We start from the raw sequence: 13,277 nt of genomic DNA, 5'->3' as shown, positions 1-13,277 counted from the left end.
ACACGCATTGCGAAATCCCGCCACGTTGGAAGCGACCGCAGCCGTCTCGACCACCTCCGCCAAGGTGGACGTTCGGGACAATGAGACGGCCATGGCGCTGTGCGGCAACCAGAACGAAAACCTCAAGCTGATGGAGCGGCGCCTCGGGGTCCGGGTGGGACAACGGGGCACGGAGTTCCATCTGTCCGGCCCCGCTGACGCCGTGGCCTTCTCCGTGCGCCTCCTGGAGAACCTGGAGGGGATGATTCGCGCGGGCCGCCCCCTGTACCGCGAGGACGTGGAGCAGGGCATCAAGGTGCTCGGCCGGGGCGCGGAGTCGCTCCAGGAGGTCATGCTCGGTCCGGTGCTCAAGAGCTCCGGCAACCGGCAGATTGCTCCGAAGAGCATCGCCCAGAAGCGCTACGTGGACGCCATCCGCGCCCACGACATCGTCTTCGGGGTGGGCCCCGCGGGTACGGGCAAGACGTACCTGGCCATGGCGATGGCCGTGGCCTTCCTCCAGGAGCGCAAGGTCAAGCGCATCATCCTCGCGCGTCCCGCCGTCGAGGCGGGTGAGAAGCTGGGCTTCCTGCCTGGCGACATGCAGGAGAAGGTGAATCCCTACCTGCGTCCGCTCTACGACGCGCTGCACGACATGATGGCCGCCGAGCGCGCGGCGACCCTGGTGGAAGAGGGCGTCGTGGAAGTGGCGCCGCTGGCCTTCATGCGTGGCCGCACCCTCAACGATGCCTTCGTCATCCTCGACGAGGCGCAGAACACCACCGTGGAGCAGATGAAGATGTTCCTGACGCGCCTGGGCTACAACAGCAAGGCCGTCATCACCGGCGACGTGACGCAGGTGGACCTTCCCACCGGGAAGATGTCCGGCCTGAATCACGCGCGGACGGTGCTCAAGAACATCGAAGGCATCCACTTTGCGGAGTTCTCCGACGTGGACGTCGTCCGGCACCCGCTGGTCCAGGAGGTCATCCGCGCCTACGACAAGGCGGAGCTGGCGCAGAAGGAGGCCCAGCACGCTCGCGCGGCCGCCCACTCCGCTTCGACCCTGGACAAGGGGGCCGCGCCCCTGGCTCCCGTGACTCCCGAGGCCGCTGTCGGCTGAACTTCGGGCTCTGGCCTACCTATGCCCACCCGCCCGTACCCTGGCGGGCGGGCATTCGTATTTCCGCCCCCGTGAATTTTCCGGGGCGCTGCGGCCTTGATGGAGCCACGGCCCCTATCTAGGGTGAGGACCTCCATGGACGAACCGGAACCGCAGTCCCCCGCGCCCAGTCCGTTGGACGCGCTCGCAGCACGCCTTGGGTTGGGAAAAGGCGTCTGGGGGCGGCGTGCGGTCCAGGTGTTCCTCCTGCTGGCCGTCTCGGTGGGGGCGGGCTTCGTCATCTCCCCGGGCCTCTACAGCCAGCAGATTCCCGCGCTCGCGGAGGAGAACCTCGGCAAGCCCTTCCGGGCCAGCTCTCCCGCGGGCTTCAAGGCCGCGCGCGACTACGAGGTCGTCCACCGGGCCATGACGACCCAGCGGCGCCAGGACGCCCGGGCCGCCGTCAAACCCGTCTATGACCTGAACCCCGCGGTGGTGGGACATCTGCGCACCGTGGTCCGAGCCTCCTTCGCGACAATGCGGGAGCGGCTCACGGAGCTGACGGACGCCCAGCCGGCCGTCGAGCCGGAGGACGGCAAGAAGCCGCGCCGCCACCCCGCGCCGACCCCCGAACAGGTGGAGCGCGAGCGCCGAGGCCGCGAGTCGATGCAGGCGGAGCTCCAGGAGTTGCTCTTCGGCCAGCGTGACGCGGGGCTGGAGGCGGAGGACTTCCAGGCGCTCTACGGGAAGGGGTTCTCGGAAGAGGTGGAGGCCGCCACGCTGGTGCTTCTGGAGCGGGCCTACCGTTCGGAGCAGGGGCCCGTGCACGTCGCGGGCTCCCGGGAGGAGCTGGCGCGAGAGGCGCCCCAGGGGCTCACCGTCCGGGACGTGGTGAACAAGGGCGAGGACACGCTGCCCAACGGCGCGCCACAGGTGGTGGACATTCGCGAGGCGCACCAGGAGCTGGACCGCTTCGCCTCCATCCCCGGCAACCTCCTCCCGGACGCGCCAGGTGTGCAGCGCCGCGCCGTGCTGCGGCTGGCCAAGCGGCTGGTGCGGCCCAACCTCACCATCAACATCGCGGAGACGGACGCGCGACGTCACCAGGCCGCGCAGGCGGTGAAGGACGCGGTCATCTCCATCAAGAAGGGCCAGCGTGTCATCGGTGATGGCGAGCTGGTGAACGAAGGGCACCTCGTCGTGCTGCGCGGGATGCGCGCGGAGACGGACCGGTTGGACCTGGTGCAGGTGCAACTGGGGGGCACGGGGCTGGTGGCGCTGCTGGTGGTCGCCTCGTACTTCTTCTGCATCAGCGCGTTCCGACGCTTCCGGCCCACCCGCAAGGACGGGTTGCTGCTGGGAATCCTGCTCGTGGGGACGCTGGCCCTGTTGCAGCTGTGGGTGTCCATCGCGGACGCCATCCAGGACCGGTACACGGCGCTGCCCATCGAGGCGCTCTACTACGTGTTCCCGGTGGCGGCCGGCGCCATGCTGGTGCGCTTCATCCTCACGCAGGAGCTGGCGCTCTTCTTCGCCATGGTCTTCGCCTGTCTGGCGGGCGTGATGCTGGGCAACTCGCTGGCGTTTGGCATCTACACGCTGGTGGGCTCGCTGGTGGCGGCCGACCGCATCGTCAAGGCGAAGGACCGCGTGGGCATCTTCCGGGCGGGACTCGTCACGGGCGCGGCCAACACGGTGGCGGTGCTCTTCCTGTTCCTGGTGGAGGGCAAGGGGCTGTCGGCGGACACGGCCATCACCGCGGTGAGCGCGTTCATCGGCTCGTCACTCGCGGTGCCCGTCATGGTGATGGCGCTCACGCCGCTCATCGAGATGACGTTCGGCTACGCGTCCGACATCAAGCTGTTGGAGCTGGCGAACCTCAACCACCCGGCGCTCAAGGAACTCATCGTCCAGGCGCCCGGCACGTACCACCACTCCATCATCATCGGCACGTTGGTGGAGAACGCCGCGGAGACCATCAGCGCCAATCCGCTGCTGGCGCGCTCGTGCGCGTACTACCACGACATCGGCAAGGGTCGGAACCCGCTGTACTTCGGGGAGAACCAGAAGGGCGAGAACCGGCATGACGCGCTCGCGCCCGCGATGAGCGCCGTCATCATCAAGCGCCACGTGACGGAGGGGCTGGAGATGGCGCGGCAGTACCGGCTTCCCAAGCTGGTGGCGGATGCGATTCCGCAGCACCACGGCACGCGCACGGTGGGGTATTTCTACCACAAGGCCCTGAAGGAGCAGGAGGGCAAGGAAGGCGCGCCGCCCATCGACGAGAGCATCTACCGCTATCCGGGACCGAAGCCGCAGTTCCGCGAGGCGGCGCTGGTGATGATCGCCGACGCGGTGGAAGCGTCGACGCGGTCCATGACGGACCCGACCAGCACGAAGCTGCATGCGCAGGTGCAGAAGATCATCAACCTTATCTTCTCCGAGGGGCAGCTGGACGAGTGCGACCTGACGCTGAAGGACCTGAACCTCATCTCCCAGTCCTTCCTGCACACGCTGGAGGGCATCTACCACACGCGTCCCGTCTATCCGGCCGGTGCGGTGGGGGGCGGCAAGGCGCCGCCGCTGGTGGTGGCGGGTGGGAAGGCCGTGGAGGCGAAGGACAAGCCTCGCTCGGCGGGGGCGTTGTGAGTGGGATGCGGGGAGTGACGGCGTGAGACTTCGCAAGGGCAAGGTCATCCCGAGGGATGACGGCAAGCGCATCGAGGAGTTCGTGGGCGCGGCGACGACGGGGACGGATGCTGCGTCCGTGGCGCGGATGCTGGCGCCTCCGGGCTGGGCCGAGCCGGCTCAGCGACCCGAGTTCGACGAGGTGGTCATCGTCCTCAAGGGGGAGCTGACGCTCGTGGTGGAGGGGCGCCGCGAGCGCATCCCCGCGGGCGAGGTGGGCATGGTGCCGCGCGGCAAGCGCGTGGTGTACCGCAACGACGGCAAGGGCGCGTGTGACTACTGGTCCGTCTGCGCGCCGGCCTTCCGTCCGGAGCGCGCGCACATGGAAGCGCCGGCGCCCCGGGAGAAGGAGAACGTGGTGACGGTGCAGGTCGCGCACGGGCAGGGCAAGGAGTTCGGCCGGCTCCTGACGACGTGGGCCCGGGACTACCTGAAGCGCCTGTCGCTGGCCCACTGCGAGCTGTCGCTGTCGCTGGTGGATGACCGCGCCATCCGTCGGCTCAACCGCACCTGGCGGGACAAGGACAAGGCGACGGACGTCCTGAGCTTCCCCGCGGGCGAGCAGCCCCGGGGGACGCCGGGCCCGCGCCCGCTGGGCGACGTGGTCATCTCCCTGGACACGGCGAAGCGACAGGCGAAGGAGTATGGCCGCACGCTGGAGTCGGAGATGGCGCGCTACCTGGCGCACGGGCTGCTGCACCTCCTGGGACACGACCACGAGCGCCCGCGTGATGCGAAGCGGATGGCGGCGCTGGAGGAAGAGCTTCTGGGGGAGCGCGGCATGGTGGCGGACTCGCTCCAGGTGGACGCGAAGGCCCGCCGGGCCCGCAGCCTGATGTAGGGGCCTCGCACGGCCCCCTGGCGGACAATCCGGCATCCTGTCGATTGAGTCGGACGGCGTGCATGATAGGTAGGCCGCCTCCCGCGTGTTGGACAAAGCCATGCCTCGCTTGTCGCTCATCGCTCTCTGCCTGCTCGGCCTGTTGCTCGCGGCTCCCGCGCGCGCGGCTGCTTCGGACCTGGTGCCTCCCTGGGGAACGGGGGAGAGCCAGGGCGAGGACCTCGTCATCTCGCTGGCCACCTTCAGCCCGGGCGACGACGTGCCCTCGTGGTGGGGACATGGCTCGCTGGTGGTGGAGGACCGCCGGCTCGGCGTGGCGCGCCTCTACAACTACGGGATGTTCTCCTTCGACGACGCGATGCTCGCCCGCTTCGCGATGGGACGGCTGGAGTTCTGGGTCGGGCAGGCGCGCGTCGACAGGACCTATGGTTTCTACCGAGCCGAGGACCGCGACGTCCGCATCCAGGAGCTGAACCTCACTCCGGAGCAGCGACAGCAGGTCGCAAAGCGACTGGCCGACAATGTCCTGCCGGAGAATCGCGAATATCTGTATCACCACTACAACGACAACTGTGTCACGCGTCTGCGGGACATGATTGACGGGGCCACGGGTGGACAGCTCCGCGAGGCGGACCGGGCCCCGGGCCGGATGACGCTGCGCGAGCACACGCGGCGCTACACGTCGGTGAATGCGCCGATGAGCGTGCTGCTCGACTTCATGATGAACGATGAGATCGACCACCCCATCACCCGCTGGGAGGAAGCCTTCCTCCCGGACGAGTTGGAGACGCAGGTGGCGGCGCTCCAGCTGAAGGGCGCGGATGGTCAGTCCCGGCCGTTGGTGGCCAGGAGCTGGAACTACTACGCGTCGCCCGACCGCGCGCGTCCCCCCGCCGAGCCGCCCGCCTGGGGCCCCTGGCTTCTCGCGCTGGGCCTGATGTTGGGCGGCGGGGCGCTGGGACTGGCTGCCTGGGAGCGCAAGCGGGGGAGCCGGCTGGCGCGGGTGCTGCTCGGTCTGGAGAACGCGCTGCTGGGACTGGTGCTGGGCATTCCAGGCACGGCGCTCTTCGTCATGTGGCTGGTGACGGACCACACGGTGGTCTACCGGAACGAGAACCTGTTCCTGGCAAACCCGCTGACGCTGCTGGCGGTGCCCTTTGGTGTGTCGCTGATGCGGGGCAACCCGAAGGCGCGAGCCCGGCTCTTCACGGTCTGGGGCGTGCTCACGGTGACGGCGGTGCTGGGAATCCTGCTCAAGCTCTTCCCGCCGTTCGACCAGGACAACGGGCGGCTCATCGCGCTCATCCTGCCCATCTCCATCGGGATGGCGGGGGCCTTCAGCCTGGACCGTGTCCTCGCGCGCTTCACCGGGACCCACCGCGCGTCAGCGGACCGTGGCGACACCGTCGCTCCGCTCAAGACGCCCTGACGCTTTCGTTTTCAAACTACTTCCACGCGGTGGCCGCTGACGGCACCGCGCGCCCGCGGAGAACAAGACATGGCGAACGATTCGATGGAGAAGATCAACGGCCTTCGGGAGCGCGTGTTGGCGCTCCGGGGGCATCTTTGACCTGGACCGCAAGCGGTCCCGCATCGCGTTGATTGAGCGTGAGAGCACGCTGCCCACCTTCTGGGACGACAACACCAAGGCGCAGTCGATGTTGAAGGAGAAGTCCGCGCTGGAGGCGGGCGTGGCCTCCTACGACAGGGTGATGCGCGGGCTGGACGACGCGCAGACGCTGCTGGAGCTGGCGGCGGAGATGAGCGACGAGGACACGGCCCGGGAGGCGGAGGGCTCGCTCGCGGGGCTGGACGGCGACGTCGCGAAGCTGGAGCTGGCGCGCATGCTGTCCGGCGAGCAGGACCGCAGCAGCTGCTTCATGGACATCAACGCCGGCGCCGGTGGCACCGACTCGATGGACTGGGCGGCCATGCTGTTGCGCATGTACACGCGCTACTGCGAGACGAAGGGCTGGAAGGTGGAGATCAGCGACGAGGTGCCGGGCGAGGAGGCGGGCTTCAAGAACGTCTCGCTGCGCATCGAAGGCGACTTCGCCTACGGCTACCTCAAGGCCGAGGTGGGCGTGCACCGGCTGGTGCGCATCTCCCCGTTCGACGCCAACGCGCGGCGGCAGACGGCCTTCGCGTCGGTGGACGTCTACCCGGAGGTGGATGACGCCATCCAGATCGACCTCCCCGAGAAGGACATCGAGCTGAAGTTCATCCGAGGCAGCGGCGCGGGTGGACAGAAGGTGAACAAGACGTCCTCCACCGCTCAGCTGCGCCACCTTCCCACGGGCATCATCGTCACCACCCAGACGGAGCGCTCGCAGTCGGCCAACAAGGAAATGGCCTTCAAGATTCTGCGAGGCCGCCTGTACGAGCTGGAGATGAAGAAGCGCGAGGCCGCGCGCGACGCCGCCGAGGCCGCGAAGAAGGACATCTCCTTCGGCTCGCAGATCCGCTCCTACGTGCTGGCCCCCTACCGCATGGTGAAGGACCTGCGCACCGGTGTGGAGACGGGCAACGTGGACGCAGTGCTGGACGGCGACCTGGAGGAGTTCATTACCGCGCAGTTGTTGGGGGTGAAGAACCCCAACCGCAACGCGGCGATGGATTAGCCCCCGACACCCGGGAACCTTTTTCCGCGCCTTGTTGTCGGAGGCGCGGTGGGGCAGGGGAACGGGATAGGCTTGAAGGGGCAGTGGCCCTTCCTCCTCGGAGGGGCTGTCGCGGGAGGACACTGGTGTCGCCGGGCGGCGTGCTCGAAATCGGACAGGACGGGCCGGCCGCGGATGCGACCGCGTCACGGCGCGAGGACGCGGTCCTGCTGGCCCGGCTGCGCCAGGGCGAACCCGAGGCCTTCGAGCAACTGGTGCGCACGCATCAGGACCGGCTCTACGACTTCTGTGTCCGCATGGTGGGGGACCGCGAGGAAGCCCACGACCTGGTGCAGGAAATCTTCGTCAGCGTGCACCAGAACGTCCGCCGCTTCCGCGAGGACGCGAAGCTGTCCACCTGGCTGTTCCGCATCACCAAGAACCACTGCATCAACCGGCTGAAGTACCTGAAGCGTCGAGGCAGGGGCCGCTCGGAGGAGTACGACGAGACGAGCACCCTGTGGGTGGACGGGCCTGGAGCTCCGCCCGCACCGGATGCCGCGCTGGAGTCCGCGCGTGAGCGGGCCCGGGTGCAGTGGGCCATCTCCCAGCTCGAGCCCGACGCACGCATGCTGGTGGCCCTGCGAGACATCGAAGGGCTGAGCTACGACGAAATCGTCGACATTACCGAACTGCCCGAGGGCACGGTGAAGAGCCGGCTCCACCGGGCGCGCGAAAAGCTGGCGAACCTCCTGGGGCGGCTTGAGCCATGAGTGGATTCCATCGCAGACTCCCGGACGTGGACCCGCACCTGAACCACCGCGAGGCCAAGGCCCTCTTCTTCGCGCTCGCCGACGACGAGCTGCCCGCCCCCCAGGCGCAGGCGGTGCGTACGCACCTGGACGGCTGCGACGAGTGCCGCCAGGGGTGGGAGGGATATTCGCGCACCGTACGACGTCTCCAGGGCGTGGAGCGCGAGAAGGCCCCGCCCGCGCTGGCGTCGCTGGTGATGACTCGAGTGCGCCGCCAGCGTCGTTTCGGGCTGAAGGGCCTGCACATGGCGCACATGCAGCACCGCTTTCCAGTGGAGATTCTCATTCCCCTGCTGCTGGCCGCGGCGGTCGCTGCCTTCCTGTTGATGGCGGCCCCCTGAAGCTTCCCGATGTGTTGCGTTGCGTCCTGAGGGAGCCTTGGCTACGGTGCCGCGCCTCTTGGAAGGGCGCGCGATGGCTGACGACCAGAACAACGAACTGGGCTCGAAGGAGCAGGAAATCTACGACCAGCGGCTGGAGAAGGCCGCGAAATGGCGTGAGGCCGGCTTCAACCCTTACGGCAATGGCCACCGCCCCCAGCACCTCGCGGCCGACATCCTCGCGAAACACGCTGATGACACCCCCGAAGCACTGGAGCAGACCCCCGTCTCCTACGACGTCGCGGGTCGGCTCGTGGCGATGCGCTCGTTTGGCAAGGCCGCCTTCATCAAGCTGAGAGATCGCTCCGGCGAAATCCAGGTCCACATGAAGAAGGACGCGCTCGCGGAAGGCTACGAGGTCTTCAAGCTGTGTGACTTGGGCGACTTCCTGGGCGTCACCGGCACGCTGTTCCGCTCGAAGACGGGCGAGCTGACGCTGGCGGCGACGAAGTTCGCGCCGCTCACCAAGTCCCTGCGGCCCCTGCCGGAGAAGTGGCACGGCCTGACGGACGTGGAGATCCGCTACCGCCAGCGCTACCTGGACCTCGTGTCCAACCCGGACGTGAAGCAGACCTTCCTCCGGCGCAACAAGCTCGTCCGCTTCATCCGCTCCTTCCTCGACGGCCGTGACTTCATCGAGGTGGAGACGCCCATGATGCACCCGCTGGTGTCGGGTGCCGCGGCGCGGCCGTTCTCCACGCACCACAACGCGCTCGACATCGACCTGTACATGCGCATCGCTCCAGAGCTGTACCTGAAGCGACTGGTGGTGGGCGGCCTGGAGCGCGTCTACGAGGTGAACCGGAACTTCCGCAACGAGGGCGTCAGCACCCGGCACAACCCCGAGTTCACCATGCTCGAGTTCTATCAGGCGTACGCCACGTACGAGGACCTGATGGACCTGAGCGAGGAGATGATCTCCGAGGCGGCCAAGGCCGTCACCGGCGACACCAAGGTGAAGTACGGCGAGCATGTGCTGGACTTCGGCAAGGGCTGGAAGCGCATCTCCATGGTGGAGGCCATCCGCGAGGCCGTGGGCGGCGGGACGCTCTCCGACAAGGACATGGCGGACGCCGACAAGCTGCGCCACGAGCTGCTCAAGACGTCGCATGGCGAGTCCGAGCGGCGCGCGATTGATACGATGAACCACGGGGAGCTGGTGGGCGCCCTCTTCGAGGCCCACGTCGAGCACACCCTGATTCATCCCACCTTCATCACCCATTTCCCCACCGCCGTCTCCCCGCTGGCCCGCAGGAACGACCAGAATCCGGAAATCGCGGACCGGTTCGAGCTGTATGTGGCGGGGCGGGAAATCGCGAACGCCTTCTCCGAGCTGAACGACCCGCTGGACCAGAAGGGCCGCTTCCAGGCCCAGCTCGACGCCAAGCAGCGCGGACAGCAGGAGACGATGGACTACGACGAGGACTACATCCGGGCACTCGAGCACGGCATGCCTCCCACGGCGGGCGAAGGCATCGGGATTGATCGTCTCGCGATGCTGTTCACGGACTCTCAGAGCATCCGCGACGTCATCCTGTTCCCCCTCCTCAAGCCACTGGCGAAGTAGCCAGGAGGCCAAGTGCACTCGGCAGAACGGCAGACCGTCCACCGCTGGATTCTCCTCTGGGCCGGGGCCCTCGTGGCCCTGGTCGGATTCATCCTGCTCGGGTGGTCCATCTCCGCGTCCGGCGCCTGGGCGGAGGTGAGCTCCGCGCTGGGGTTGTCCCTCTTCGGCTGGGGCGGGGTGCTCCAGGCCATCAACGGGGCCTCCCTCCTGCCGGTGCATGCCGCGGTGAAGGACTCGCTGCCGCCCGCCGGGTCCTGGTCGCTCGTCTCCGGCACGCTCATCTGGTTGCTGGGCTGGGGACTGGTCGCGCTGGGGACCCAGCGCGCGCCGGCGACGACGGAGGGCCCGAGCCTCGCGGCCGGGGCTCCGCTGTACCCGCGTCTGGCGCGCTACCGGGACTTCTACTGGAGCACGCTGGGGGCCTACGGCGGCGGCATCCTGCTCGCGGAGCTGGTCCTCGTCCTCCTCCAGACGGTGCTGTCCAGTGGCGTGCCCTCCTCGGACCTGAGCGCGGCGAAGGACTCGGGCGGAGGGCTGTCGCTGCCTCCCACCGGGGCGTTCGCCATCTCCCTGGTGATTGCCGCCGCGGTGGCCTTCATCTCCGGCTTCGTGGGGGCGTCTCGCGCGCAGCGGCTGTCGCTGCCGGAAGCCACCATCGGCGTCCTCTACCTGGGGCTGCCCGTCCCCCTCCTGCTCACCTTGATGGAGCGGATTCCGTGGCTCCAGCTCCAACTGGGCTACCGGCTGCGCGAGGTGACGTACGTGGCGAGCCTGCTCGGCCGCCCCGAGCTGGCGTACTGGCTGACCTTCACCGGCCTGGTGCTGGCGTTGGTGCTGGGCATCAACACGGGCTTCGTCGCCGCCGGCAGTGGGCGCGTGGACCTGAAGCTGGGCTTCGAGCTGTTCGTCGCCCGCCGCCACGTGGCCGTCTTCCGCCCGTCGCTGCTGCTGGGGACGCTGGCGGTGCTGATGTTCGGCATCATCCCGCCCTTGCTCGTGTACTTCATCATCCGCGCCGCCGAGGCCGCGGTGGAGCGCACCCGCATCCGCGCGCTGGGCCTGTCGGACCCGTTGGCCGCGTCGGAGGCGCTGCACTCGCTGAAGCTGCGCGAGCAGTCGCCCACCATGATGATGACCGCGCTGTCGGTGGGCGGCGTGGGCGTGGGCGTCATGGCCCTCATCATCGTCCTGTCGGTGATGAGCGGCTTCGAGGCGGACCTCCAGAAGAAGATTCTGGGCACCAACGCGCACGCGGTGGTGACGCGGTATGCCGGCGACCTTCCTGAGTACTCCAAGGTGATGGAGTCCATCCGCAAGGTGCCCGGCATCGCTGGGCAGACGCCGTTCATCATCAACCAGGTGATGATTGCCTCCGAGGGCAACGTCGACGGCGTCATCATCAAGGGCATCGACCCGGCCACGGTGGGCGAGGTCACGGACCTGCCCCGCAACATCCTCGGCAACGGCTCGCTCGACATCCTCTACACGCCGGAGAAGATCCTCTCGCGCGGACTGGACGAGGAAGAGTCGGAGACGCCCGAGGGGGGCGGGGCAGGGGAGGAGGGCGGAGACGACATCATCCGCCGTTCCGGCAAGCCGACGAAGCCGCCCGTGCTGCCCGGCATCGTCATCGGCCGCGAACTGGCCGCGTCCCTGCGCGTGGTCGTGGGCGACCGGGTGAACGTGGTGTCGCCCCTGGGCACGGAGCTGGGACCCACGGGGCCCATCCCCAAGAACCGGGCCTTCCGCGTGGCGGCCGTCTTCTACTCGGGGATGTACGAGTACGACTCCAAGTTCGTCTACATCCTGCTCAAGGAAGCGCAGGACTTCTTCAACATCCAGGGCGCGTCCGGCATCGAGCTGAAGGTGCTCGACATCGACGATGCCCGGCGTATCTCCGGCCAGGTGGTGAAGCTGCTCGGTGGGTACCCCTACCGCGCCCGCGACTGGGGCGAGATGAACAAGAACCTCTTCTCCGCGCTGCGCCTGGAGAAGCTGGTGATGGGCATCATCCTCTCCATCATCATCATCGTCGCCGCGGGCCTCATCGTCGCCACGGTCATCATGCTGGTGCTGGAGAAGCGCAAGGAGATCTCCGTCCTCAAGGCGCTCGGTGTCCCCGATGGCGGCATCGTGAAGATCTTCCTCGCGGAAGGGCTCCAGATTGGCGTCGCCGGAGGCCTGCTGGGCCTGTTCTCCGGCCTTGCCTGGTGTCTCTTCATCGAGAAGGTCGGCATCAAGCTGGACCCGGAGGTCTATTACATTCCCGCGCTGCCGGTGCGCATCGAACCTTTGCAGACCGCGCTGGCTGTCGTCATCGCGGTGCTCGTCACCTACCTGGCGTCCATCTACCCGGCCCTCAAGGCGAGCAGCGTGGAACCGGTGGAAGGGCTCAAGGCGGAGTAGCCATGACGCTGTTGTCCATCCGCAACGTCTTCAAGAGCTACTTCCTGCACGGCAAGCGCATTGACGTGCTGCGTGCGGTGTCGCTCGATATCGGCAAGGGGGAGCTCGTCTCGCTGGTGGGAGCCTCCGGCGCGGGGAAGAGCACATTCCTTCACGTGCTGGGCACCCTGGACGCCCCCGCCGCCGGCGAGGTCTTCTTCGATGGCCGCTCCGTGTTCGACATGAACGACGCGGAGATCGCCGAGTTCCGCAACCGCACCATGGGCTTCGTCTTCCAGAGTCACTACCTGCTGCCGGAGTTCACCGCCCTGGAGAACGTGGCCATGCCGGCCCTCATCCAGCGCCGGGAGCGCTCCGGGGCCTACGGTTATGCCCGGGAACTCCTGGAGCGGGTGGGATTGGGTCAGCGGGTGGACCACAGGCCAGGGGAACTGTCCGGTGGTGAAGCCCAGCGGGTGGCCCTGGCCCGCGCCCTGGTTCTCAAACCCGCGGTCCTGCTCGCCGACGAGCCGACCGGAAACCTGGACCCGGCGACGGGCGAGGGCATCCACCAGCTCCTGAGAGACGTCAATCGGGAGTTGGGCATCACCGCCGTGGTCGTCACCCACAATGAGACGCTCGCCCGTTCCATGCCCCGCCGCCTGCGGCTGGCTGGCGGGCAGGTGTCGGAGGCTTGATGGCTCCGCGCTTTTGGATTGAGGGCGTCGCGCCCCTTCCCGTACATTGCCCCGCCTTTCTCTGGCCGGTCTCCCCTTGAGGCACCCCGTTCTGTCCCGCAAGTCACTGCTCCCGCTGCTAGCGGTCGTCCTGTGGTCGCTCGTGCCTGGCTCCGTCCAGGCGCAGGTGAACGGGGGTGCGCCTTCCGCGGCCCCGGTTCCGAGCACCCCTGCCCCCGCCTCTGA

At 68.0% G+C, this 13,277-nt stretch carries 10 protein-coding genes; all 10 read left to right on the top strand.

What is annotated here, in order from left to right; translation table 11 throughout:
- The first annotated feature begins 7 nt into the window (after positions 1–7).
- The 10 genes from HUA74_RS40485 to HUA74_RS40440 all read left to right on the top strand — a co-directional run bounded on the left by HUA74_RS40485 (position 8) and on the right by HUA74_RS40440 (position 13,052).
- Complete coding sequence (locus HUA74_RS40485) at positions 8–1,102, top strand: PhoH family protein (RefSeq protein WP_174458865.1); 1,095 nt, start codon at positions 8–10, stop codon at positions 1,100–1,102.
- 135 nt (positions 1,103–1,237) lie between these two features.
- The gene (locus tag HUA74_RS40480; RefSeq protein ID WP_174458864.1) at positions 1,238–3,730 is read left to right on the top strand and encodes an HD family phosphohydrolase; all 2,493 of its coding nucleotides are present in this window, start codon (positions 1,238–1,240) and stop codon (positions 3,728–3,730) included.
- Between the two features lie 22 nt (positions 3,731–3,752).
- On the top strand, positions 3,753–4,610 hold the full coding sequence (ybeY, locus tag HUA74_RS40475; protein ID WP_141647334.1) for an rRNA maturation RNase YbeY: 858 nt from the start codon (positions 3,753–3,755) through the stop codon (positions 4,608–4,610).
- Between the two features lie 100 nt (positions 4,611–4,710).
- Positions 4,711–6,039, top strand: coding sequence for a DUF4105 domain-containing protein (locus HUA74_RS40470; protein WP_174458863.1), 1,329 nt, complete (start codon positions 4,711–4,713; stop codon positions 6,037–6,039).
- A 69-nt stretch (positions 6,040–6,108) separates the two neighbouring features.
- A protein-coding gene (gene prfB / locus HUA74_RS40465) for a peptide chain release factor 2 (protein ID WP_246137653.1) occupies positions 6,109–7,231 on the top strand; the annotation gives its coding sequence in 2 pieces (ribosomal slippage) (positions 6,109–6,177 and positions 6,179–7,231; 1,122 coding nt in all).
- Between the two features lie 125 nt (positions 7,232–7,356).
- Positions 7,357–7,983, top strand: coding sequence for an RNA polymerase sigma factor (locus HUA74_RS40460; protein WP_141647331.1), 627 nt, complete (start codon positions 7,357–7,359; stop codon positions 7,981–7,983).
- The gene (locus HUA74_RS40455; protein WP_141647330.1) at positions 7,980–8,363 is read left to right on the top strand and encodes an anti-sigma factor; all 384 of its coding nucleotides are present in this window, start codon (positions 7,980–7,982) and stop codon (positions 8,361–8,363) included. Before HUA74_RS40460 ends, HUA74_RS40455 begins: the two co-directional genes overlap by 4 nt.
- Positions 8,364–8,436: 73 nt before the next feature.
- Positions 8,437–9,969 carry a lysine--tRNA ligase gene (lysS, locus tag HUA74_RS40450; RefSeq protein ID WP_174458862.1) on the top strand — a complete coding sequence of 511 codons (1,533 nt, stop codon included), beginning with the start codon at positions 8,437–8,439 and terminating at the stop codon, positions 9,967–9,969.
- Between the two features lie 12 nt (positions 9,970–9,981).
- Entirely contained in the window at positions 9,982–12,375 is a 2,394-nt protein-coding gene (locus HUA74_RS40445) for an ABC transporter permease (RefSeq protein WP_174458861.1), read from the top strand.
- A gap of 2 nt (positions 12,376–12,377) precedes the next feature.
- Positions 12,378–13,052 carry an ABC transporter ATP-binding protein gene (locus HUA74_RS40440; protein ID WP_141647327.1) on the top strand — a complete coding sequence of 225 codons (675 nt, stop codon included), beginning with the start codon at positions 12,378–12,380 and terminating at the stop codon, positions 13,050–13,052.
- Positions 13,053–13,277: the final 225 nt, after the last annotated feature.

It is taken from the genome of Myxococcus sp. CA051A, from assembly GCF_013336705.1.
GTDB lineage: Bacteria > Myxococcota > Myxococcia > Myxococcales > Myxococcaceae > Myxococcus > Myxococcus llanfairpwllgwyngyllgogerychwyrndrobwllllantysiliogogogochensis.
Note: the sequence above shows the minus strand (reverse complement) of the source record. Positions and strands in the feature narration are given on the sequence as shown.